This is a genomic window from Flavobacterium sp. (assembly GCF_043756175.1).
GTDB lineage: Bacteria > Bacteroidota > Bacteroidia > Flavobacteriales > Flavobacteriaceae > Flavobacterium.
On sequence record NZ_JAYURN010000090.1, the window covers coordinates 14,388 to 40,130 of the forward strand.

General features: G+C 32.7%; 22 protein-coding genes. 20 read left to right on the top strand and 2 right to left on the bottom strand.

Going from position 1 to position 25,743, the window contains the following annotated elements; genetic code table 11:
- The first annotated feature begins 71 nt into the window (after positions 1–71).
- Both ACH2BP_RS06870 and ACH2BP_RS06875 read left to right on the top strand, forming a co-directional pair.
- Positions 72–1,610: a DEAD/DEAH box helicase gene (locus ACH2BP_RS06870; RefSeq protein ID WP_395058286.1), complete on the top strand. Its 1,539-nt coding sequence runs from the start codon at positions 72–74 to the stop codon at positions 1,608–1,610.
- Positions 1,611–1,733: 123 nt separating this feature from the next.
- On the top strand, positions 1,734–3,068 hold the full coding sequence (locus tag ACH2BP_RS06875) for a DEAD/DEAH box helicase (RefSeq protein ID WP_395058288.1): 1,335 nt from the start codon (positions 1,734–1,736) through the stop codon (positions 3,066–3,068).
- Positions 3,069–3,075: 7 nt separating this feature from the next.
- Here the strand turns inward: ACH2BP_RS06875 and ACH2BP_RS06880 are convergent, their stop codons facing one another.
- Complete coding sequence (locus ACH2BP_RS06880; protein ID WP_395058290.1) at positions 3,076–7,302, bottom strand: CheR family methyltransferase; 4,227 nt, start codon at positions 7,300–7,302, stop codon at positions 3,076–3,078.
- 302 nt (positions 7,303–7,604) lie between these two features.
- Here ACH2BP_RS06880 and ACH2BP_RS06885 point away from each other — a divergent pair, with 302 nt between their 5' ends.
- Genes ACH2BP_RS06885 through ACH2BP_RS06895 form a run of 3 tightly spaced genes read left to right on the top strand, consistent with a single transcriptional unit; the run spans position 7,605 to position 10,534 of the window.
- The gene (locus tag ACH2BP_RS06885) at positions 7,605–9,515 is read left to right on the top strand and encodes a DUF294 nucleotidyltransferase-like domain-containing protein (RefSeq protein WP_395058292.1); all 1,911 of its coding nucleotides are present in this window, start codon (positions 7,605–7,607) and stop codon (positions 9,513–9,515) included.
- 1 nt (position 9,516) lies between these two features.
- The gene (locus ACH2BP_RS06890; protein ID WP_395058294.1) at positions 9,517–10,080 is read left to right on the top strand and encodes an exonuclease domain-containing protein; all 564 of its coding nucleotides are present in this window, start codon (positions 9,517–9,519) and stop codon (positions 10,078–10,080) included.
- Positions 10,081–10,114: 34 nt separating this feature from the next.
- On the top strand, positions 10,115–10,534 hold the full coding sequence (locus ACH2BP_RS06895; RefSeq protein WP_395058296.1) for a hypothetical protein: 420 nt from the start codon (positions 10,115–10,117) through the stop codon (positions 10,532–10,534).
- Positions 10,535–10,619: 85 nt separating this feature from the next.
- On the opposite strand, the gene acs is transcribed toward ACH2BP_RS06895, so the two are convergent.
- Positions 10,620–12,527: an acetate--CoA ligase gene (acs, locus tag ACH2BP_RS06900; protein ID WP_395058298.1), complete on the bottom strand. Its 1,908-nt coding sequence runs from the start codon at positions 12,525–12,527 to the stop codon at positions 10,620–10,622.
- 112 nt (positions 12,528–12,639) lie between these two features.
- Between acs and ACH2BP_RS06905 the strand changes: the two genes are divergently transcribed.
- From ACH2BP_RS06905 to ACH2BP_RS06975, 15 genes are all read left to right on the top strand, one after another.
- On the top strand, positions 12,640–13,242 hold the full coding sequence (locus ACH2BP_RS06905) for a flavin reductase family protein (protein ID WP_395058300.1): 603 nt from the start codon (positions 12,640–12,642) through the stop codon (positions 13,240–13,242).
- Between the two features lie 4 nt (positions 13,243–13,246).
- Positions 13,247–13,696: an SRPBCC domain-containing protein gene (locus tag ACH2BP_RS06910; protein ID WP_395058302.1), complete on the top strand. Its 450-nt coding sequence runs from the start codon at positions 13,247–13,249 to the stop codon at positions 13,694–13,696.
- Between the two features lie 143 nt (positions 13,697–13,839).
- Positions 13,840–16,134 (top strand): bifunctional salicylyl-CoA 5-hydroxylase/oxidoreductase, encoded by a 2,295-nt coding sequence (locus ACH2BP_RS06915; protein ID WP_395058304.1) that lies wholly within the window; start codon positions 13,840–13,842, stop codon positions 16,132–16,134.
- Positions 16,135–16,143: 9 nt separating this feature from the next.
- Complete coding sequence (locus tag ACH2BP_RS06920) at positions 16,144–17,745, top strand: AMP-binding protein (RefSeq protein WP_395058306.1); 1,602 nt, start codon at positions 16,144–16,146, stop codon at positions 17,743–17,745.
- 76 nt (positions 17,746–17,821) lie between these two features.
- Positions 17,822–18,418 (top strand): hypothetical protein, encoded by a 597-nt coding sequence (locus ACH2BP_RS06925; RefSeq protein ID WP_395058308.1) that lies wholly within the window; start codon positions 17,822–17,824, stop codon positions 18,416–18,418.
- Between the two features lie 8 nt (positions 18,419–18,426).
- Positions 18,427–20,007 (top strand): FMN-binding glutamate synthase family protein, encoded by a 1,581-nt coding sequence (locus ACH2BP_RS06930; RefSeq protein ID WP_395058310.1) that lies wholly within the window; start codon positions 18,427–18,429, stop codon positions 20,005–20,007.
- A 91-nt stretch (positions 20,008–20,098) separates the two neighbouring features.
- Complete coding sequence (locus ACH2BP_RS06935) at positions 20,099–20,557, top strand: acyl-CoA thioesterase (RefSeq protein ID WP_395058312.1); 459 nt, start codon at positions 20,099–20,101, stop codon at positions 20,555–20,557.
- A 13-nt stretch (positions 20,558–20,570) separates the two neighbouring features.
- Complete coding sequence (locus ACH2BP_RS06940; RefSeq protein ID WP_395058314.1) at positions 20,571–21,188, top strand: hypothetical protein; 618 nt, start codon at positions 20,571–20,573, stop codon at positions 21,186–21,188.
- 7 nt (positions 21,189–21,195) lie between these two features.
- Complete coding sequence (locus ACH2BP_RS06945) at positions 21,196–22,176, top strand: carbon-nitrogen hydrolase family protein (RefSeq protein WP_395058316.1); 981 nt, start codon at positions 21,196–21,198, stop codon at positions 22,174–22,176.
- Positions 22,177–22,188: 12 nt separating this feature from the next.
- Positions 22,189–22,734: a cupin domain-containing protein gene (locus ACH2BP_RS06950; protein ID WP_395058318.1), complete on the top strand. Its 546-nt coding sequence runs from the start codon at positions 22,189–22,191 to the stop codon at positions 22,732–22,734.
- 216 nt (positions 22,735–22,950) lie between these two features.
- Positions 22,951–23,298, top strand: coding sequence for a cupin domain-containing protein (locus ACH2BP_RS06955; protein WP_395058320.1), 348 nt, complete (start codon positions 22,951–22,953; stop codon positions 23,296–23,298).
- A gap of 88 nt (positions 23,299–23,386) precedes the next feature.
- Positions 23,387–24,295 carry a fumarylacetoacetate hydrolase family protein gene (locus ACH2BP_RS06960; protein ID WP_395058322.1) on the top strand — a complete coding sequence of 303 codons (909 nt, stop codon included), beginning with the start codon at positions 23,387–23,389 and terminating at the stop codon, positions 24,293–24,295.
- 95 nt (positions 24,296–24,390) lie between these two features.
- A complete protein-coding gene (locus tag ACH2BP_RS06965) occupies positions 24,391–25,137 on the top strand; it encodes an Asp/Glu racemase (RefSeq protein WP_395058324.1) in 747 nt (248 codons plus the stop codon).
- Between the two features lie 92 nt (positions 25,138–25,229).
- Positions 25,230–25,433 (top strand): hypothetical protein, encoded by a 204-nt coding sequence (locus tag ACH2BP_RS06970; RefSeq protein WP_395058325.1) that lies wholly within the window; start codon positions 25,230–25,232, stop codon positions 25,431–25,433.
- A complete protein-coding gene (locus ACH2BP_RS06975; RefSeq protein WP_395058327.1) occupies positions 25,414–25,668 on the top strand; it encodes a hypothetical protein in 255 nt (84 codons plus the stop codon). Before ACH2BP_RS06970 ends, ACH2BP_RS06975 begins: the two co-directional genes overlap by 20 nt.
- Positions 25,669–25,743: the final 75 nt, after the last annotated feature.

Genomic DNA, 25,743 nt, shown 5'->3' on the forward strand with positions numbered 1-25,743 from the left:
TTTCATTTTTCGATTAAAATGACCAAATAACCCTTTTTATGGTGTACTTTTGCAAAAATTGACCCGAAAGTATGCTATACAACGACCTAGAACTTGAAGTAGAAGAGAAAAAAGTATTATACGATTATCAATCTCGTGACATTGACGCTATTTTTAGCAAAATGAACAATGTGGGTAACAGTTACCATTTGTTATATCAACTGCCAACAGGAGGAGGGAAGACCGTAATTTTTTCGGAAATTGTTCGTCGTTATTTAGAACTTTATGACAAAAAAGTAGTCGTTCTTACTCACAGAATCGAGCTTTGTAAACAAACATCAAAAATGCTTAAAGGTTTTGATGTAAAAAACAAGATTATCAACTCTAAAATTAAAGAATTACCAGACCAAGACGAGTATTCGTGCTTTGTGGCGATGGTTGAAACTTTAAAAAACAGACTAAACGACGAAAAACTTCTAATAGACAATATTGGTTTAGTTATTATCGATGAAGCGCATTATAATTCGTTTCGAAAGCTTTTAGGTTCGTTCAAAAACGCCTTTATTTTAGGTGTTACAGCAACACCATTAAGCTCTAACGTAAAGTTACCAATGTATGAAAACTACAAGGAACTTATCGTGGGAGATCCTATAAATAAATTGATTGAAAACGGATTTTTAGCAAAAGCCAATACTTACAGTTACGACGTAGGATTATCCAGTTTAAAAGTCGGAATAAACGGAGATTATACAATCAAATCTTCAGACGAATTGTACTCACAACTCGACATGCAAAACAAATTATTGCATTCGTACGAAGAAAAATCTAAAGGAAAGAAAACCTTAATTTTCAATAACGGAATAAACACTTCTTTATATGTTTATGAAACATTCAAAGAAGCAAATTATCCTATAAAACACCTAGATAACACGACTTCTGCCGAAGATAGAAAAGATATTTTAACTTGGTTCAAACACACGCCAGATGCCATTTTAACCTCAGTAGGAATTCTTACCACAGGTTTCGATGAGCCAACTGTCGAAACTATTATTATAAATCGTGCCACAAAATCACTCACTTTATATTACCAAATGATAGGTCGTGGTTCTCGAAAATTACCCACAAAAAACGAATTTACAATTATCGATTTAGGTAATAATGCTGCACGTTTCGGACTGTGGAGCGAACCAGTCGATTGGCAACATATTTTTAAATCTCCCGAATATTATCTAGATAATTTGCGTGAAGATGCCGAAATAGAGTTGTATTTCAAATACCAAATGCCACCAGAATTGCGTGCAAAATTCAGTAAAACTGAAACAGTAACTTTTGATATTGATGCCGAACATAAACTCGCTATTTCATTAAATCTTCGTTCGAAAGTAGTACTCGAAAAATCACTTGATCAGCACGCTGCAATGTGTGTCGATAACACGGAAGAGCTTATAGATGCTAAGAATTTATCGAAAGAATTGCATGACGATATAGAATGTCGTATGAAACGATATACCAAATGTCTCAGCCAATGTAGCAAAAACTACCGCGAATGGTTGGTTGAAGATTATAAGGTAAAATTATTACTTTTAGTAGGAAAAAAATACAGAGAAAAATTATTTGCGCAAGAAGATTAGGAGCTATTTCCAGCTGTTCACTTTATCTTTAGTTTTTTAAAGAAAAAAACTAAAGGATATCGTTTCCATCTGGGCTAGGAGTTTCTGCTTCGGAAGAACTAATTTTTAAAAAACAACATTATCATGTCAAAACAATTTGCCAATTTAGGAATATCGGAACCAATTTTAAAAGCCTTAATCGATCTTAAAATTGCTGTTCCTACAGAAATTCAAGAAAAATCGATTCCAGTTTTACTTTCCAGTCAAGATGATTTTATCGGATTGGCTAAAACAGGAACAGGTAAAACAGCTGCTTTCGGATTGCCTTTATTGCAATTAGTTGACGTAAATAATGCTAAAATACAAGCTGTAATATTAGTTCCAACCAGAGAATTGGGAAACCAAATATTTACTAATTTAGAAAGTTTTGCTAAATATTTACCGGAAGTTTCTATAGCTTCTGTTTGTGGCGGAATCCCAATAAAACCTCAAATAGAACGTTTGCAACAAACGACGCATATCGTAGTTGCAACTCCAGGAAGATTGATAGATTTAATCAAAAGAGGCGCTATAAACATCAAAGAAATTAACTATTTAATCCTTGATGAAGCCGACGAAATGGCAACTGCACTTAAAGAAGGATTAGACGAAATTGCTATCGATTTACCTAAAAATAGAAAAACTTGGTTGTTTTCGGCAACTATGCCAGGAACAGTAAAGCAATTGGTACAAAACTATATGTCAAAAAAAGTGACACAAGTGAGTGCTAGTATGGAAATTGTTGGGAATTCAAGTATCAATCACGAATATATTGTAGTAGATCCAATCGAAAAATTAGAGGTTTTAATGCATTTTTTAACTTCAAAAGAAGGTCAAAGAGGTATTATTTTCTGTAAAACTAAGGCTGCAGTCAACAAATTAGCAAAGAATTTAGCGATAAATCGTTTTTCATCTGGTGCTATTCACGGAAGTTTGACACAACCAATCCGTGACAGAATTATGGATCAGTTTCGTGCAGGGCATATTAACATTTTAGTTGCTACCGATTTAGCTGCTCGTGGAATCGATGTAAAAGAAATTTCGTATGTGGTAAATTATCATTTGCCAGATGTTCATGAAACATATGTACACCGTAGCGGACGTACAGCAAGAGCTGGTGCCGAAGGATTTTCATTAACTATTTTGCAACAAGAAGAAATTGCTGAAATTGCAGATTTTGAAAAAGCTTTGGGAATTAAATTCAAAAAGTTTCAAAAACCCAATGCAGAAAGTATCGAAGAAAACAATGCGTATTTGTGGGCAAAACAAATCTTCAAAACCAAACCAAATCATGAATTATCAAGTGATTTGAAAGATAAAATAAAAACCGTTTTTCATCATCTAACAAAAGATGAATTGATTGAAAAGCTAATGGCTAATTATTTCTTGCAAAACAAACCTGATACGTCACCAGTTGTAAAAAGACAAAAGATGAAATAATTACTATTTATTTCATCAATTGATTGTTAATTTTTTTGAGAAGTAACTTTTCGTCAATTGGTTTAGAAATGTAATCGTTCATTCCAACTTCTAAAGATTTTTTGATATCAACAGTTGTTACATCGGCAGTTAGCGCAATAATTGGAATTTTAGATTTCATTTCTTTTCTAATAAATTCGGTAGCTTCAAAGCCATTCATTTCTGGCATTTGAATGTCCATTAATACAACATCATAACTATTGTTTTGAAGTTTTTGGATAGCAATTTTTCCGTTTTCGGCAATATCACATTCAAAACCAAAATCTTCTAGTAGAATTTTTATTAAAAGTTGATTAAGCTCCATATCTTCTGCGACTAATACTTTTGCCTTTGTATGGATGCTTTTTTTATCTAATTCTATAAATGTTTCAATTGGTATTTTTTGATTTGTTTTTTTGAAAGCCATTACAAACCCAAAAGTTGAGCCTTTTCCTAATTTACTTTTTACTATTAGCGTTCCATCTTGTTGTTCCACAAGTTGTTTTACTATAGCAAGGCCCAAACCTGTTCCTCCATACAATCTCGAAGTTTCGTCGAATGCTTGTTCGAAATTGTCGAAAATAGTTTTTAGTTTACTGTCTGGAATGCCAATACCAGTATCGGTTAACGAAAATTCGATAGTTGTTTTTTCTGTATCTTCTTTTAGAATTTTTATGCTTAAAGTAATATTGCCAACTTCTGTAAATTTAATGGCATTGCTAATTAGATTTAAAATAATTTGTCGCAAACGAACAGCATCACCCAAAACTATTTTTGGAATATTGCTATCAATTTCTTTTTCTAATTCTAACTTTTTCTTTTGGCATTTAATTTCAAATAAGTGAAAGATTTCAGTAATTGTTTCAGATAAATTGAATGGTTTTTCTTCAAAATTCATTTTTCCAGCATTTACTTTTGCCAGATCAAGAATATCATTAATGATCACAATCAAAGCATTTCCTGAAGTTTTAACGGCATTGATACATTCTTTCTGTTGGATGTTTAATTCAGATTTTAGTAAAACATTAGTAAAACCAATTATGGCGTTCATGGGTGTTCTTATCTCGTGACTCATGTTAGACAAAAATTGTTGTTTGGCTTTTAGTGCGTCTTCAGCAATTTTTGTTTTATGCTCTGCATTGGTAATAGCTTCTATCAATTGGTCTTTCAAATGCACATGCTTAGTAACTTCATAAGCAATTATTGTAACGCCCGAAATGGTTTCATCTGCTTCCATATATGGTTGATATACAAAATTGAAATATACATCTTCAATTTTTCCTTTTCGTAAAAGCGACACAAGATGTTCATATCCATTAAATGGTTTTCCTGTGGTAAATACTTCATTTAATAAACTAGGAAATGAGGTAGTTTCAATTTCTGGTAAAACATCAAACAATGATTTTCCTTCTATGTCATTTCCTTTACCCCAAACTTTTTTTACACTATCGTTGGCAAGTATAATTTTCATATCTTTTCCTTTCAAAATAGCAAAGGCAAATGGCGATTGCATGAGCATCATATTATATCGTTTATTGCTATCTTCAATGATTTTTATTGCTTTCTTTTCCGCTTCTATTTGAATTTCAAGAATTTTTATGTCTTTTTTTTGAACTTCTAAAGCCAGTTTTCGTACAGCAGTTACGTCTATAATAGTAAGTACAATTAGTTCTTCGTTTTGGCTTGGTTGACTTACACGGTGTGCATTTAGCAATAAAATTTTGTGTCCAATTGTAGGAAAAGTATGTTCTACTTCAAAATCATGAAAACGAATATTTTTTGGCACAATATCTTCAAGAAGTTCCCGTAATCCTTGAAAATTCCATTGATTATTGCTTAGTTTATAAAGAGATACTCCAATACTTTCCTCTTCGGTTACATGAAATGTTTTGCAAAAAGATTTGTTAGCAGATCGAATTTTCATGTCTTTATCTAGAACCAGCATCGGTTCATGAATTGTGGACATAATTGCCTCGGAGTAAGTATATAATTCTTCTATTTGTTGGTTGCGTGTATGTAATTCTTGGTTACTGGTTGTTAGCTCTTCATTGGTAGATTCTATTTCTTCTTTGGAGGTTTCGAGTTCTTCATTCAAACTTTGCAATTCTTCGTTACTTGACACAATTTCTTCATTCAAACTCTGTAATTCATCGTTTGCGAGTTCTTGGTCATGTGTTATAGAACCCATGTCAGCTCTTGCTGCGGTAAGTTCTTCTTCCAATTTTCTTATACGTCTGTCTTTAGCAATTGAGTTGTTTTTTGATGCTTTTATTGGATCATGCTCGACTTCGGTAATTTCTTGTCCAGTAAATACGACAACCAGTAAAGGTTCTTCACCTTCAATAGTAATAGGAGTAACTTCGATATTTACAATTTGCAAAGCAGTCCCAATTTTGTCACGGTTCATTTCGATACCAGTTTTTACGACAGTTTTTTGGGTTTTTATGGCATGATGAATGGCATTTCGCAACTCGAAAGTAATTTCAATGTGAGCCATTTTTAGAATATTAAAACTGGCTTTCCCAGACGAATGTTGCAAATACAAAGAAGTAGCACCTCGAAATTGAAGAATTTCCAAGTCGTAATTTACAATGACACTTGCTGGAACATAGTTTTCGAGTAATACAGTATCGAAAGCAATTCCGACATTTCCATTGGCAGAATTCGATGTTTTTTTAAGTGAAGAAGCTGGATTACTGTTTTTGTTTGGCATACTATTATGGGTTATTCTCGAAGTAATATCGGGTATGGTTTTTAATCCCGAATAATTTTTTCGAGAATATAATTTGTATTTTTTATTGGTAATTCCAAAAAGATGTCCGGATGCTCCTATAGTTTCTGACTTGCCTAGCATCAAAAAACCGCCATCGTTCAAAGCATAATGGAATGTAGCAATAGCTTTTTTTTGTGCGATTGTGTCTAAATAGATAAGCACATTTCGACAGCTAATAAAATCCATTCTAGAAAATGGAGGATCACGTAAAATATTGTGATGAGCAAAAACGCAAACATCACGTAATAATTTAGAAATGCGGTATTTACCTTTGGATTTTATAAAAAAACGTTGTAGTCTTTCAGGAGAAACAGTAGTTAAGTGATGTGGCGAATATTCACCAATTCGAGCTAGATTTATAGCATCAGCACTCAAATCCGAAGCAAATATTTGAAAAGGAATGCTATTGCTTGTATCATCTTTAATTTCTAATAATGACATGGCAATCGAATATACTTCTTCGCCAGTAGCACAAGCAGCAACCCATATTCGTAGCGTTTCTCCAGAAGTTTTGGTGTTTAATAATTTAGTCAAAATGGTGCTTTTTAAAAGTGAAAAAGCATCAGGATCTCTAAAAAAACTAGTCACATTTATTAACAAATCTTGATAAAGCAAATCGATTTCAGAACTGCTATTTAGAAGTAATACTGCATATTCTTTTAATGTTTTTATTTTATGAATAAGCATTCTACGAATCATCCTTCTCTTGATGGTATTCATTTTATAATGACTAAAATCTACATTTTTGCTTTTATGCAAAAGTTGTAAAATGATTTGTAAATCTGGGTCACTGTTTTCTATTTCTACTTCCGCAGCTTTTATTATCGCATCTCTTCTTATTAAAGGATGTTTGCTAATTCGGTTTATTTCCAACCCAATTTCCTTGGGGGATAAAATAAAATCTACAACGCCTTGAGCAATAGCAGAGTGGGGCATACTGACAAATTTTGCAGAATCGTCTTGAGCAAATGTAATTCCACCAGCTTGTTTTATATCTTTTAAACCGCACGTTCCATCATGAGCATTTCCTGATAAAATGATGCCGATAACATTTTCTTTATGTGTTTCTGCCAGCGACGTAAAAAGTAAATCAATAGATAAATTTGAGGTTCGCTTTTTGGGACGTGGGATTAATTTTATGTGTCCATCAGTAACTTCAATTTCTTTGTTATAAGGAATTACATAAACATTATTAGGAATCATTTTTTCCATATCATCAATATCTTGAACTACCATTTGGGTGGCTTTAGATAGTAATGCGGGAAGCATGCTTTTGTGATCTGGACTTAAATGCTGGACATATATAAAAGCCATTCCAGTAGTTGGCGAAAGATTTTGCAAAAGTTGGGTTACAGCCTCAAGTCCTCCAGCTGAAGCTCCAATGGCAACAATCGGGAAATTATGCAGAGAGGTTTCATTTGTCTTTGGTGGAATTGTTTTCATTTTCGTTACAATTTTTATTTGGAAAAAAATAGTAAATCTATTTTACACCTAAACAAATGTTAAAATAACGTTAACCGTAAGCAAATATATCAAATTTTAAAGCCATTTGCTACTAAGTTTGAATAAATAAATAATTTTATAGAATCATATAGTTTTACTTTTTAAAGTCAAATTTAGTTATAAATAATAACATGTTGATTTGAACTATAATTTATATTATGTAAAATAGAATATTTAAAATAAGGTTTCGTTCTTCTAAAGAATTATTCTAAATTTACAAAATAGTAATCTTATATCCTATTATGAAGAATTCAATTGCAGAAAGTGTTGCCAATTTTTTAAAAGATTATAAACCTTTTAGTTTTTTAAGTTTTGAAGATTTAAAAAGTATTTCTAAAACGATACGTGTGATTCATTTAGAAAAAAATCAAACTCTTTTTCAAATTAATGATAATTTACAAGATGTGTTTTATGTAATGAATTCTGGCGTAATACATTTATCGGTAATTTCTGATGCCGAAGAAACTTTACTAAACAAATGTTATTCTGGTGATGTTTTTGGTTTGCGTCCATTTTTTGCAAAAAACAATTATCAAATGACTGCAAAAACCAATGAGGAAGCCATTTTATACGCAATTCCTATCGAAAGTTTTAAGCCATTTGTAGTACAAAATAACGATGTTTTGAATTTTTTACTAGAAAGTTTTGCTCAAAATTCAAATAACCTAGCTGATAAAAATAGTAATAAACTAATTTCTGATTCTGTACAATTATCAGAATTTCAAAATGATTTTTCTTATTTTCAAGAATTAAATTATAATAAAAAACCATTAATAGTAACTTATGACCAAACCATTCGAGAAGTTGCAACTCTAATGGCGGATAACTTATTAGATTCAGCATTTGTAAACAACAATAATAAATTAGTAGGAATTGTTACTGATGCTGATTTTAGAGAAAAAGTAGCCACAGGAAAACATGCCATTCAGTCGCATATCGATAAGATTATGACTCATGCAGTCATTACTGTTCCAGAAAATATTTCACTGGCAGAAGCCCAATTGGTAATGCTTTCACATAAAGTACATCATTTATGTGTTACTATCGATGGTACGATTTATACTGATGTAAAAGGAATTATTACTCAAAACGACTTAGTTCAGGCTCAGGCCAATTCTCCAGGAGTTTTAATTAAAGAAATAAAACGTGCTACAAATGCTTCTGAATTAAAATCGATACGAAATACGCTTGCCAATATTATACACCAAGCGGTTACTAAAAATATCCCTTTGCAACATATATTCAATGTTTCTGGCGAGATTACATTGGCAATTATTCGAAGAGCCATCGAGATGGGTATTTTAGAATTGGGCTCCCCTCCTGTTCCATTTGTGTTTCTAAGCATAGGAAGTCAGGGTCGAAAAGAACAATTATTATTGACTGATCATGATAATTTTTTAATTTTTAATGATGTAGATATACAGCAAGTTCGAGTTGTGAAAGACTACTTTAATCAATTGACTAAAAAAGTAAATGAAATTTTGGAAATAGTTGGATTCAAACATTGTAATTTTGGTCACCATGCTAATAATCAAAATTATTTTAAGTCATTGACTGAATGGATAAAACAATATGAAAGCTGGATTAATACTCCAGGTGAATTTACAAATGAACATTGTTCGATATTTTTTGATTATGAGTTTGTTTTTGGAGACCAAAACTTAGAAAACAGTATTACCGAAACTATTTTTAAACTTAAAAATAAAGTTCTATTTTTCGATTATTTAGGTAATGATGCGCTAAAAAAACCTGCACCACTTAATTTCTTCAAAAAAATTAATGAAGACGAAGATGGACCGCATAAAGATAAATTTAATATCAAAGCAAAAGGAATAAATCAATTGGTCGACATTGCTCGTTTATTGTCTATTCACCATGGACTAAAAGGAATTAACAATACATTTTCGAGATACAAAGAATTAGCCATCAAGGATACTTCAAATACCGAAATTTATTTGAATGCTGCCGATACTTTCTTACTTTTGTCACGATATAGAACGCTGGAAGGACTTAAAAATGACAATTCCGGAGAATATATCGATTTAGAAATCATATCTAAATCAGATAAAGAAAAACTAAAAGAATCTTTACATGTTTTAAAAGATTTAGAAGAAATTGTAAAAGATACTTTTCAACTAACACAATTTTCGTAATATGCTCGATTGGTTAAAAAATATAGGCAAAGATTATCCAGAATTCTGGAAAAATTACCTTGTTCGGTTTGAAACGCCTTCTGCAAGGAAAGTCGCATTATACCTAGAAACTACAGGAATAAATCCTGCCAAAGACAAAATTATATCTATTGGCGCCATCGCTATCGAAAACAATCAGATTCGTATAGAAAGTTGTCTAGAAATCGAACTAAACAAAGCCGAAATATTAGAAGGTAAAGATTTAAGCTACCAAGATATTCAGGCTATAGAAGCATTAATAAATTTTATAGGAAATGCTACTTTGGTTGGGCATCGAATTCATTATGATATAGAAATTATTAATGAATACTTGTCTAAATTACAAAGTGGTCGTCTAAAAAATGATTTATTTGATGTCGAAGTCATGCACAGTAAAATTATCGACCAAAACTCGAAACAATTTTCATTAGTAGAACTATTATCTATTTATAAAATAGATTCTCCGCATATTGCTACGTCAGCAAATATCTCATTTTCAATTGCTTTGCTATTTTTGAAATTGAAAAGTAGATTGAAGATGGAGTAAAATTGATTATTTACACGATTAGAAAAATCAAACCATGAAAAGAATCTTATTATTTTTAATTTGTTTTACCGCTTTATCTTTTTCCAACAATATAAATGAAGAGTATAATTTCATAGGAAAATGGAAAGGTGAAGAGAAAGATAAAACTGGGTATTTTATTTTTGAAAAAGATGGAACTGCATCAATAAAAATTAATAATGATATTTTAGGAGGTAAAGATTATTATGTTAAAGGAAAAAAAGGAACTATTACTTATATTATAGATAATTCGACGAAACTTATTAATATTGATTTAATAATGCATTTGGAAGGTCATGAAAAAACTAAAAAATTATCATTTATAGCAGAGATAATAGATAATAATTCTTTTAAAATTGGAACTGATTTTAACGAAAACAGGCCACTAAATTTCTCGGAAAACAATTCAATGATTTTAACAAGAGTTCAAGAATAATTATACAAAAAGCAGAAGGTCAATATTTTAATGTTTTATATTTTTTTCATTGACCTTTCAACTTGGAAAATTCATTAATAAAAGTCTACAACTTCCCATCTTTTATCTCATCGACAATTTCAGGATTTAATAACGTAGTAATATCTCCAAAATTACTAAAATCTCCTTCCGCAATTTTTCGCAAAATTCGTCTCATAATTTTTCCAGAGCGTGTTTTAGGTAAACCTGAAACAAACTGAATTTTATCTAATTTAGCAATTGGTCCAATATGGTCGGAAACGTGTTGGTTTATTTCTTTGACAAGATTTGTTTTGTCACGCGTTTCTCCGCTTTCTTTTAGGATTACAAAACCATACAAAGCGTTTCCTTTTATATCATGAGGAAAACCTACAATCGCACTTTCGGCAACTGCAGGATGCTCATTTATAGCATCTTCTATTGGTGCAGTTCCTAAATTATGCCCAGAAACAATTACAACATCATCTACGCGACCTGTAATTCGGTAATATCCAACTTCGTCACGCAAAGCACCATCTCCAGTAAAATATTTTCCTGGAAAAGCAGAAAAATACGTTTCTTTATAACGTTGATGATCTCCCCAAATTGTTCTTGCTATTCCTGGCCACGGAAACTTGATACACAAACTTCCTGTGACTTGATTACCTTCTATTTCGTTGCGTTTTTCGTCCATCAAAACTGGTTGAATTCCTGGTAACGGTAACGAGGCATACGTTGGTTTTGTGGGTGTTACAAAGGCTATTGGCGAAATCATAATTCCTCCAGTTTCTGTTTGCCACCACGTATCTACCACGGGGCAACGCTTCCCTCCTACGTGGTCATTGTACCAGTGCCAAGCTTCCTCATTAATAGGCTCTCCAACAGAACCAATTACTTTCAAGGATTGCAATGGGAATTTTTGAACGTATGATAAATTCTCTTTTGCCAAGGCTCGAATAGCAGTTGGAGCAGTATAAAATTGAGTTACTTTGTGTTTTTCAATCACCTCCCAAAAACGAGAGAAATCTGGATAAGACGGAACTCCTTCAAAAATGACAGTAGTAGCTCCATTTAAAAGCGGACCATAAAGAATATAAGAATGTCCTGTTATCCAACCAATATCGGCTGTACACCAAAAAACATCATTTTCTTCGTAATTAAAAACATTTTTGAACGTATAAGCAGAATAGACCATATAACCAGCCGTAGTATGTACCATTCCTTTTGGTTTCCCTGTTGATCCCGAAGTATATAAGATAAATAAAGGATCTTCAGCATCCATGATTTCAGCTACATTATTATCTGATGCTTGGTCTAAAAGAGGTTGCAACCATTGGTCTCGACGATCTTTCATATTAATTTGAGTATTCGTTCTTTTGGCTACCAATACTTTTTCAACACAAGGACATTTTTCTAAAGCTTCATCTATAATTCCTTTTAAATCGATCGTTTTTTCACCCCGGAAACCACCATCAGAAGTGATGACCATTTTACATTCAGAATCATTTATTCTTGAAGCTACTGCCGATGCAGAAAATCCCGCAAACACTACTGAATGTATGGCTCCAATTCTAGCACAAGCCAAAGTTGTAATAGCTAATTCTGGAATCATAGGTAAATAAATACAAACTCTGTCTCCTTTAGTAATTCCTTGCTCTCTCAATACATTTGCCATTTTAGAAACACTTACATACAATTCGTTATAAGAAATATGTAACGCTTCTTCATTTGGATTATTTGGCTCAAAAATAATAGCTGTTTTTTCACCACGACGAGCTAAATGTCTGTCGATACAGTTTTTTACGATGTTTACTTTTGCCCCTTTAAACCATTCTATTTTGGCTTCGGCCATATCAAATTCTACTACTTTTTCGCATTCTTGATACCAAGTAAAATTCTCGGATGCAATTTTTCCCCAAAATTTTCTTGGTTCTCGAATTGATTTGTTATAATGTTTGAAGTATTGTTCTAGGTTTTGTATTTTAAAGTAACTCATAGTTTTTTCTGATAAATGAATTTTTGTAAATTTATAACAAAGTTCACTTCAATATATTTCAAAATCCACTTTTTTTTTAGTTTATTTGTAATAACACAACATCAAAACTATAATGGAATTTGACCCACAAAATCTTGAACAAGTTGCCATTTACAAATTGCTTACAGGAGCAGTAATTCCTAGACCTATTGGCTGGATTTCGAGTATTAGCGAAGATGGAATTTTAAACCTTGCTCCGTTTTCTTTTTTTAATGCTGTTGGAGATGATCCACCACACGTGATGTTTTCGACCGTTAGAGGAAACGACACGAATAAAGATACTTTAAATAACGTCTTAGCAACAAAACAATTTGTGGTAAATATGGTTACCGAAGAATTGGTTGAACAAATGAATATGACTTCGCAACCAATTCCTTCAAACGAAAGTGAATTCGATTTAGCAAACCTCACTCCTATTGCTTCTACAAAAGTAAAACCACCTAGAGTTAAGGAAAGTCCCATTACGATGGAATGCGAATTAGTACATCATTATAATTTAGAAAATCATAAAACCGGTGGTGCAACTATCATTATTGGACGAATTGTGATGTTTCATGTTGAGGAAAGTGTATTGTTAGAAAATTACAAAATTAATTTAGATACTTACAAACCAGTTGCGCGTTTAGCGGGTTCCAATTATTCAAAACTTGGAGAAATTTTCTCGATAAAAAGATAATGTTATGGAAAAGTTAGAAATAAAATGTGCGATGCAAATTCAAAAATCAATTCATGAAGTTTTTGAAGCTATTATAAATCCTGAGAAAATGTCTAATTATTTCATTGCAACAAGTACTGGAATTATGGAAGAAGGGAAAAATATAATTTGGAAATTTCCAGAATTCGATTTTGAATGTCCCGTTAAAGTTCAGAAAATTGAAATAAACAAATACATTTCTTTTTATTGGGAAAATTCTGGAGTTGATTTATTAGTAGAAATTACACTTTCAGAAAAAGAAAACAATTCAACTTTAGTTTCAATTTCAGAAAAAAATATGGAAAATAATGAAGCAGGTTTAAAATGGCTTTCCGGAAATTCATTCGGCTGGTCAAATTTTTTAGCATGCCTAAAAGCCTATCTAGAATATAACATCAATTTGCGCAAAGGCGCATTTGATTTTATGAAAAAATAATAAAACAAGAAATACCGATTTAAGAAATTCAAAAAAATATTCTAATTTCTTCAATCTGTGTCAAAAAATATAAACAATAAAAATCCGTGATAATCCGCGTTTTCGCTTTAGCGAATCAGTTTTATCCGCGTTCCAAAAAAAATATGAAAATAGCAGTAATAGGTGGTGGTCCTGGTGGACTATATTTTTCGATATTAACCAAAAAAGCAATGCCGCATTGTCAAATCGATGTATACGAACGTAACAAACCGGATGATAGTTTTGGTTTTGGTGTGGTTTTTTCAGATGAAACTTTAGGCGAATTCTTAAAACGCGACATGCAATCCTATGAATTAATCCGTAGCAAGTTTGCTTATTGGGATGATATTATTATTGCTCGTGATGGCGAAAGTGTAAATATTGCTGGAAATGGTTTTTGTGGTTGTTCTCGAAAAACACTATTGCAATTATTACAACAAAGATGTCAAGAAGAAGGCGTGAATTTGCATTTCGAACAAAATGTAGATGATATTTCTCTCTTCGAAAACGCTGATATGGTTATCGCTTCAGACGGAATTGGAAGTAGTATTCGCACCAAATATGAAAAGGAGTTCGGGACAAAAATCGTAATGAAACAAAATCGTTTCGTTTGGTTAGGTTCTACAAAACCACTAGATGCTTTTACTTATTTTTTTAGAAATACGGAATATGGTTTAATCGTAGCCCATTCGTACCAATATCAAGAAGGATTGAGTACGTGGATTTTCGAATGTTCGGATGAAACGTGGCAAAAACATGGTTTTGAAGTCACCAACGAAGCATATACCATTGCTAAAATATCAGAAATATTTGCAGCTGAATTAGACGGACATCCACTAATTTCAAATAAATCACATTGGCGCCAATTTCCGCACGTTACTAATGAAAATTGGTATCATAAAAATATCGTTTTGTTAGGTGATGCCAAAGCCACAGCGCATTATTCAATTGGTTCTGGAACGAAACTTGCCATGGATTCTGCAATCGGATTATCGGATGCGGTGATTGCGAATCCAACCGATGTGCAAGCTGCTTTTCAACAATATGATAAATCGCGAAGAAATACAGTCGAAATGATTCAATATGCGGCTTTAGTCTCGCTAGATTGGTTCGAAAACATGGATAGAAACAGCCAACATCCATTTTATCAATTTGCGTTTGGTTGCATGACCCGTTCCAAAAAAGTAACCTTTGAAAATTTACGCTTGCGCGACAAATCATTTACAGATAAAGTTTTAAATGAATTTTTTGAAACTTCCAACTTCCAACTTCCAACTTCCAACTCAGCCGCTTTCACACCATTTCAACTTCGCGATTTAGAATTGCAAAACAGAATCGTAATGGCACCAATGGGACAATATGCCGCAGCAAACGGTTTGGTAAACGATTGGCATTTTCAACATTACACGTCAAGAGCAATTGGTGGTTTAGGTTTAATTTTAACCGAAATGACCGCCATTTCAGAAACGGGAAGAATCACAGAAGGCTGTGCTGGAATTTATAACGAAAAGCAAATTTCAGAATGGAAACGTATTAACGATTTCATTCATCAACATACACAAACAAAAATCGGAATGCAATTAGGACATTCTGGTAGAAAAGGCGCGACAAAAAAACCATGGGAAGAAAGTTTTACGGGAACAAGTTGGGAATTACTTTCCGCTTCTGCTATTCCTTTTAATGAGAATTCAAATATTCCAAAAGCAATGACTTTAGCTGTTATGGATTTGATAATTTCTCAATTCGTTCAAGCTACAAAAAATGCTAATGATGCCAATTTTGACATGATTGAATTGCAAGCACATCACGGATTTTTATTAGCTTCTTTCTTGTCTCCATTAACGAATATCAGAACCGATGAATTTGGTGGAAGTATCGAAAATCGATTGAAATTTCCATTACGAGTTTTTAAAGAAATGCGAAACGTTTTCCCAAAAGAAAAACCAATGTCTGTACGAATATCAGCAACAGATTGGGCGGAAAACGGAATTTCATTAGCAGATGTAATTACAATTTCTGAAGCTTTTAAATCGGCTGGCGCCGATATTATCAATGTTTCTACTGGAAATACAGTGGCCAATCAAAAACCTCAAACAGGAAGAATGTGGCAAACACCTTTTTCAGATGCGGTGAGAAATACAGTTCATATTCCAACTGTAACGGCTGGTTATATTCAAGATATTGATCAAATAAATACGATAATTCTAAACGGAAGAGCAGATTTAGTAGCTTTAGGAAGACCATTATTATTAGATGCAAATTTTGTAAGAAATGCTCAAGCTTACGAACAATTTCAACCAACTGATATTCCAAATCAATACAAAATGGGAATTTCACATTTGTATCCGTTAAAAGCCTCTGAAAGAAAACAGGTTGAAGGAATGAAAAAAGCATTGAAACCAAAGAGTAATAAGAAGTAATTAGAAATTATGAAACATTACGAAGATAATTTCGCTCACAGTAGTTTACCAAGTTTGGAATTACAAGCAGAATATAAATTATTAGATTTACCACAATTCAATCGTCCAGAAATGCTCAATTGTGTGGAAAAATTACTCGACAATCATATAGCTGAAGGTCGTGGAAATAACATTTGCATCAGAACTTTCGAGGAAACTTGGACATATCAGGATTTATACGAAAAAGCCAATCAAATTGCATATGTTTTAGTTGAAGATTTAGGTTTAAAATCAGGAAATCGTGTACTGATTCGTTCGGCAAATAATCCAATGATGGTCGCTTGCTGGTTTGCAGTGTTAAAAGGTGGCGGAATTGTTGTAGCAACTATGCCTCTGTTACGTTCCAAAGAATTAACAACAATTATAGATTGCGCCGAAATTTCTCATGCTTTTTGTGATAGTGATTTATCTGATGAAATGAACCTAATAAAGTCTAGTTTTCTAAAAAAGGTTTGTTTTTATAAAAATTCTCCCGAAACTTCGGGATTAGAGAAGTTGATGGAAACCAAATCAAAAACATTTCATAATTTTCATACCAAAGCAGATTCAGTTGCCCTAATTGGTTTCACTTCAGGAACAACAGGTTTGCCCAAAATGACTGCGCATTATCACAAAGATATTTTAAATATTTGCGAAGCTTTTCCTCAATATTCTTTACAACCAAATCAAAATGATGTGTTTGCTGGAAGTCCGCCACTTGGATTTACTTTCGGTTTAGGCGGATTGGTTTTATTTCCAATGTATTTTGGAGCTTCCACATTTTTAATCGAAAAACCAAGCCCTGATTTACTTTTAAAAGCAATTCAAGATTATAAAATTACTATTTGTTTTACGGCTCCTACTGCTTGGCGAATTATCACTACAAAAGTGACTGATTTTGATGTTTCAAGTCTTAGAAAGTGTGTATCTGCTGGTGAAACCTTACCTTTAAAAGTTTGGCAAGATTGGTATGAGGCAACGGGTTTAAAAATTATAGACGGAATTGGAGCAACAGAAATGCTACATATTTTCATTTCTTCCAACGAAGAAAACATGAAACCTGGCGCAACGGGATTAGCAGTAACTGGATACGAAGCTAAAATTATCGATACAAACGGAAAACAATTACCAAAAAATGAACCAGGAAGATTAGCAGTAAAAGGAATTACAGGTTGTAAATATTTAAACAGAGAAGAAAAACAAAAAGAATATTTAGAAAATGGGTGGAACATCACTGGAGATATTTTCCGTCAAGATGAAGAAGGTTATTTTTATTTTGTGGCTCGTGGTGACGATATGATTATTTCTTCAGGCTATAATATTGCTGCAATTGAAGTAGAAAGTGTACTTTTAACACACGAAGATATACTAGAATGTGCAGTAGTAGGATTACCAGATGAAGAACGAGGAATGCTAGTTTGCGCACACATTGTTTTGAAAAAAAATGATAAAGCTACAGATGATATGAAACAATCTATTCAACAGTGGTTCAAAGAAGTAGCTGCTCCATATAAATACCCAAGGGTAATTAATTTTGTAGAAGAGTTGCCTAAAACTGAAACTGGAAAAATACAACGATTTAAACTTAAATAATTATGATATACCATTTAAAAAAAAAATTTTAGATTTTATCAGTTCAATAAGTTGGCCAATAACCACTTTAATCATTTTGTATTATTTTAAAGATGCATTAATAAGCTTTTTAAAAAACATAAGAAAGTTAACTTATGGAGGTACAGAGGTTTTTACAAATACTGAAAATAGTCAAAAGGATGAAAAAAATAAAATTGATATTTCGACAGAAGGAAATGACTTTTCAGATGTTGACAAAGCACTTTTAAAATTTTCCAATAGTACTAATGAAAAAGTCTCACAAATAATACAAAATGAAACAAAAATTAATGATTTAACTGATATTAATCAAAAGTATGATAGAATATATAATTATTCAAAATTGTTAATTATAATTAAATCTGCCGAAAAAATACATCATATGATATATGGTAGTCAAATAAGAATTCTTCAGCGATTAAATCATTCAATTACTGAAAAAATTGAGGATTTAGAGTTTTATTACGATAATGCTGCAAAATATAATCCAAAATTATTTAAAGATTATCCTTACAGAGAGTATTTAAATTTTCTGGTTATTAATGAATTAGTATTGATGAATGAAAATGAACAAACTTTAACAATAACTGATATGGGGAAAGATTTTTTAAGATATATTATTGAATCAAATTTAAGTTCGGAAAAATTAAATTAGATTTTTTTATGAGAAAAGCATTCCTAATAACAAGCATCACCATTCTTTCCTTAACAGGAATATTAATTTACATCAATTGGAAATTTTCATTCTTACTTTTAATATTTATCCCACTAATAGTAATGGGATTATATGACATGTTTCAATCCCAAAAAACAATCCGCAGAAACTTTCCATTACTGGGAAGAATGCGTTATTTACTAGAATCTATTGGACCAGAAATGCGTCAATATTTTGTTGAAACCGATTTAGACGGAAAACCTTTCAACCGTTTGCAACGAAGCATTGTATATCAACGAAGTAAAAAAGAATCTGATTCAATGCCTTTCGGGACTCAACTTGATGTGTATCAAGAAGGTTACGAATGGATTAATCATAGTATTCGTTCTATTCCTTTTTCGCAAGTAAACGAAAACCCGAGAGTTCATATTGGATCATCACAATGTACAAAACCTTATGAAGCTAGCTTGTTTAACATCAGCGCAATGAGTTTTGGGTCATTAAGTAAAAATGCCATTTTAGCTTTAAATAATGGCGCAAAACAAGGAGGATTTTATCATAATACAGGAGAAGGCGGATTATCTCCGTATCATTTGCAAGGTGGTGATGTAGTTTGGAATACAGGAACAGGTTACTTTAGTTGTCGAACACCTGACGGCAAATTTAACTATGACGAATACATAAAAAGAGCCACTTTAGACAATGTGAAAATGATCGAAATAAAATTCTCGCAAGGTGCAAAACCTGGTCATGGCGGAATTTTACCCAAAGAAAAAGTAACTGATGAAATTGCAGCAATACGTTTAGTTTCTAAAGGTCAGGATATTTTATCACCACCTAGTCATTCTGCTTTTACAACACCTTTAGAATTAATGGATTTTGTAAAATTACTGCGAAAAGGTTCTGGAGGAAAACCAATTGGAATAAAAATTTGCATTGGCAATAAATCAGAATTTTTGTCAATTTGTAAAGCAATGGTCGAAACCCAAACCTATCTCGATTTCATCACTGTAGATGGTGGCGAAGGCGGAACTGGTGCAGCACCACAAGAATATTCAGACCACGTAGGAATGCCTTTACGTGATGCCGTAGCCTTTGTTTATGATGCCCTAAACGGGTACGGAATAAAAGACCAAATCAAAATCATTTGTAGCGGAAAAGTTATTACTGGATTTGACATCATCAGAAATCTTTCTCTTGGTGCCGATTTATGTAATTCAGCACGCGGAATGATGTTTGCACTCGGCTGTATTCAAGCATTAGAATGTCACAACAATACATGTCCGACAGGTGTTGCCACTCAAAATCCAGATTTAATGAAAGGATTAGTTCCCGAAGAGAAAAGCGTTCGAGTAGCAAGATTTCATCACGAAACCGTAAAAAGCGCGATGGATTTAATGGCGTCAGCCGGAATAGATCATCCAGACAAAGTCGACCGATCGGTTGTGAGTACAAGAGTTCATCTTGGCAAAACACAAACTTTCGAAGAAACATATCCAGAAATAAAAACAGGCTCATTATTAGACGGAAGTTCCGTTCCCAATGAACTTTTTAAAGTTTGGAAAAAAGCAAGTATAGATAAATTTTAGAAGCTATTTCCCGCTATTCGTTGCAATCTTTTTTTCGGAGAAAAACCTCAAAAAAGGATTTCCACTGCAATCGGGGCTAAAAAAAAACAACATGAACCAACCATTTATAAAACAAGAAAAAATCCGTTTTCAGCACGTAGATTATGCAGGAATAGTCTTCTATCCAAGATTTCTAGAAATGCTAAATTGTCTAGTAGAAGATTGGTTTGAAGAAGCATTAGAAAGACCATTCTCAAAAATGCACGACCCGAGGCAAAGCCGAACTGGGCAAGGCCAAACCAACGGAATTCCAACAGTCGATTTGAAAGTACAATTTAAAAAAGCTGCTCGATTAGGAGAAATTTTAACCAAAAAATTATGGGTAAAAAATCTTGGTAGCGCTTCAATTTTATGCGGATTTTCATTTGAAGATGAACAAGGAAAAACTTGTTTAGAAGGTGAAGTTACTTTGGTAAATGTTGCCTTTCAAGAAAACAAAACAGATATCAAAGCAGAACCTTTTAACGAGGAAATGAAAGAAAAAATTTCAGATTTCATTAAAAATGATTGAATTTAAAACATTTATGAGTTTAACTGACTCTTCTGTTGCCGAAGAAATGATTCAGATTTTGAAAGTAAATAAAATTGCTTTCAAAATACAGGATACGTCAAAAGATTTTGATGCTACTTTTGCTAATAATACAGCACAGGACTCTATACTTATTATGCTTAATCCCAATGATTTTGATAAAGCTTCTAGAATACTGGATGAGAACATGCAGTTTAATATTAATGAAATTGATCCTCTTCATCCACTTTTTTCTTTCACTATAGATGAACTAAAAGATGTTGTGAAAAATTATGATGAATGGCATCCTTTAGATGTTAAATTGGCTAAGCATCTTTTAAAAAAAGAGAGTATAACCGTTGAAGATTCCGAAATTATTGACAAACAACTTCAAAAAGAAATTAAAGCCCAACTACCTGAAAAATCAAATTCATTAACCCTTATTATGGGTTACGGTTTTTGTATAATGGGTGGCTTGGCAGGAATTGGAATTGCAATTTTCTTATTAACTGGAAAAAGTACTATGACAGATGGTTCAAAAAAATATATTTACTCAAAATCTGATAGAGCTCACGGTGTATATATGCTTATTGCTGGCACTGCTGTTTTTCTTTCGTTATTTATTTTAAATTAAATACAACATGGAATTCAAAAAATTTAAAGCAGCAACTGTTCAAACTTCACCCGTTTTTCTAAACGTAGAAAAAACAGTTGAAAAAGCCATTACATTTATCAAAGAAGCGAGTCAAAATGGCGCGCAATTGATTGCCTTTCCAGAAGTGTTTGTTGCGGGTTATCCGTATTGGAATTGGATCATGACGCCAGTTCAAGGTAGTAAATGGTATGAAAAACTATACAAATGTTCGGTAAAAACTGACGATGAAGCGATGCAACCTTTGTTTCAAGCAGCAAAAGACCATAACATTCATATCGTAATCGGAATTAACGAACGTGGTGATTCTTATGGTGAAATTTACAACACTAATTTAATCATTGATAATCACGGAAACTTAATCGGAAAACACAGAAAGTTAGTACCCACTTGGGCAGAAAAACTAACGTGGACTTCTGGAGATGGTTCTTCATTAAAAGTATATAATACCGAAATTGGACCCATTGGAACTTTAGCATGTGGCGAAAACACGAACACATTAGCACGTTTTACCTTACTTTCCCAAGGTGAATTAATTCACATTGCGAATTATATTTCGTTGCCTGTGGCACCACCAGATTATAACATGGCAGAAGCGATAAAAATTCGTGCAGCGGCACATTCTTTCGAAGGGAAATTGTTTACAATTGTTTCGTGTTCAACGATTTCTAAAGAAATTATGGAAGCGTTAAAAGATGATGTTCCGAATGTAGAGGAATTATTAACTCGTAAAAACTCGGCTTTTTCAGGATTTATTGGTCCTAATGGTGCTGTAATTGGCGAGCCTTTAATTGACGACGAAGGAATGGTGTATGCTGATATCGATTTAGAAAAATGCATCCAACCAAAACAAATGCATGACATTCTTGGGCATTATAATAGATTTGATATCTTTGATTTGCGTGTAAACATTGCACCAACTCGAAAAATCACGTTTATAGACAATCACGAGGAATTTAATAAAAGATAGCATTAAAATACTATGGAAGATAAATTTTCAGATGACCAAATTGGTCGCGCCAGAGTACAAGATTCGCCAGAATTAGTAGCGTATTACAAAGAGTTAGAAACGCTTGGCGCTGGTGCATTATGGACAGTGGCTAACGATATTGAACCTTGGGAACCAAGAAGCTCATCTGTTCCAATGCTTTGGAAATATGATGATTTACGCGAATTAGTTCTAAAATCATCAGAATTAGTGACACCAGAACAAGCGGGAAGACGCGTCGTTTATTTGGTAAACGACAAACGTAAAGATGTTTCTGCAGCTGTGGGTTGGTTATACACTGGAATTCAAGTGACTCGTCCTGGAGAAAGTACTTCAGCGCATAAACATAAAGCTTCAGCTCTTCGATTTATTATGGAAGGCGAAGGTGGATATACTGTGGTTGATGGAAATAAAATCACTTTTGAAGTGAATGATTTCGTAATCACACCTAATTCAACATGGCACGAACACGGTGTTGCTGAAAATGGTAAAACTTGTATTTGGCAAGATGGATTAGATATTCCGTTAGTCAATGCTTAAGAAGCCAATGATTATGCAGTATATGATGGCAAACAACCTTTAGTAAATCAGTTAAATTATTCTCCAATCGTCTATGGTTGTGCCGGATTAATTCCTGCAGATAAAACTTGGGACAAACCTTATTCTCCATTATTTAAATATTCTTGGAAAAACGTTTATCCAGCACTTTTAGAAACGCAAAAAGTAACAGAAGTCAATCCTTTTGATGGTATTTTTATGCAATATTCCAACCCATTAACTGGTGGACATGTGATGCAAACGATGGGAGCAGCGATGCAATTATTACCATCTGGTTTCCAAGGAAAAGCACACAAACATACTGGTTCATTTGTGTACCAATGTGCTAAAGGGAAAGGTTTTTCAATTATTAATGGAAAACGTTTTGATTGGAAAGAACGTGATATTTTCTGTGTTCCATCTTGGGCTTGTCACGAACATCACAATTTATCGGAAACAGAAGATGCATGCTTGTTTCAATTCAACGATTTACCCGTAATTGAATCTTTAGGTTTGTTTCAATCAAGAGAATTAGAAGAAAATAATGGATACCAACAAGTTCAATAACAATATCAAGTTCAAAAATCAATAACAATAAATAAACATTGCGAACTTTGCGTAAATTCTTGCGCTCTTTGCGGTTAAATACATTAATATGAAACTACTTACTTACAAAACACAAGATACGGAACCAAGATTAGGATTTATACATAACAATCAAGTTGTGGATATGGAAGATTTTGGAGAAATATCTAATTTTCCATTACCAAATGACATGTTAGATTTAATTGATATGGGATTTGAAATTATTGAAGAAATAAATGATTTAATTTCAGAAACAAGTCAAGCACAAATGGATGAAATTTGTTATAGTATTGATGAAATTATTATCCTTGCTCCTATTGAAAAACCAAGAAAAAACATCATTGGAATTGGTTTAAATTACACCGAACACGTAGCTGAAAGTGCAAGAACTTTAGATACAACAGGGAAATTACCTGCAAAACCAATTATTTTTTCTAAACCTACCACGACTGTAACTGGAACAAATACTAACATTGTAAAGAACACTAAATTAACCGAACAATTAGATTGGGAAGTTGAATTAGCTGTTGTGATTGGTAAAAAAGGAAAATATGTTCCTAAAGAAAATGCTTTAGATTACGTTTTTGGTTATACTGTAATTAATGATATTTCAGCACGTGATTGTCGTCGTGAAGGACAATGGATTGTGTCGAAAGGACAAGATACTTTTGCACCAATGGGTCCGTATTTAGTAACGAAAGATGAAATTGAAAATCCACACAACTTGAATTTATCGTTAAAAGTAAACGGTGTAGAAAAACAAAATTCTAATACCAAATTTTTGCTTTTTAACATCAATGATTTGATTGAAGATTTAAGTATAGTTTTCACTTTAGAAGCTGGTGATATTATCGCAACAGGAACGCCAGCAGGTGTTGGAGCTGGAAGAAATCCACAAGAATGGATGTATGATGGCGATATAATAGAAGCGACAGTAGAAGGAATTGGAACGATTGTAAATACAATTAAAGAGATATAATTTATAAAACACAGATTTAAGAAATTAAAATAATTTAAAAAATTTCTTGGATTTCTTGGATTACTTTAATCTGTGTTGTAATTAAAATTAATAAAATGAAATACAGAATAGGACAAATAGTTCCATCATCAAACGTAACGATGGAAACCGAAATACCAGCCATTTTTCGTTCACGCGAAACCATTTTACCGGAGCGTTTTACGTTTCACAGTAGTAGAATGCGTATGAAAAAAGTGACCAAAGAAGAATTGGAAGCTATGGATGCAATGAGTTTAAAATGCGCTCAAGAATTATCTGATGCACATGTAGATGTGATGGGTTATGCTTGTTTAGTAGCAATTATGAGCATGGGAAGAGGCTATCATTGTGTTTCTGAAGTGAATTTACATCAGGAAACTGTAGTCAATGATTTTCCAACACCAATTGTTACTTCGGCTGGAGCTTTAATCAATGGTTTAAAGGTTTTAGGAGCGAAACAAATTTCGATAATTACGCCGTACATGAGACCATTAACGGATATGGTGGTAGATTATATTGAACACCAAGGTATTAAAGTAAAAGAAAGTATTGCTTTAGAAATTCCAGATAATTTAGAAGTGGCGGCGCAAAATCCAATGAATCTTTTAGAAATTTACAAGCAATTAGATTTAACAGATGTAGATGTTTTAGTAGTTTCGGCTTGTGTTCAAATGCCATCGTTAGAAGCCATCGATTTAATTCAAGCGGAATGCGGAATTCCAGTGACTTCAGCTGCTGTTTGTACAACTTATGAAATGATGAAAAAACTTGGAATTGAAGCAAAATCTGCAATTGGTGGGGAGTTACTTAACGGAAAATATTGACACATAATTATATAACAATATTTTAATATTATATAAGAGTTTATCATGCCATTTGTTAGAAATTTGTATTCTAACTAACAAAGAGAATAGTCATGGGAACTTTATTTAATTTAGTCAACAATCACGATTTTGATTCTAATCTAAACAATATTATCAGTATTAATTCGAATTTTGAAGAAGACGAGGATGATTATATAGAAGATTTTAATCTTGATTGTGAGCCTCATGATAGTGGTAAATTCAAAAGTGGATATTTTAATTTAAAAACTTCATATCATGGGAACTTTAAACAATAACGAATCTGGAAAAGACAAATCTGCTCCACATCATGACGGACAAAAAGATTATCAGCATTCAAATCAACGAAATCGGGATAATATTCGAGATAATACCCGAGATCATGAATATAAAGAATATGATGAAAAATTGACTAATGACGAAAATTATGAAATTAACAGCAAAGTAATAAAGGGAAATCCTGACTTTAATGATACAAATAAAAACGTGGAAAAAAAGGATAAAAAACACTAAATTTTTATAATATGAACAGTTTATTCAAAACACTTATAGCCGGTTATGGTGCTAAAAAAATGGGTGGGGGTTGTC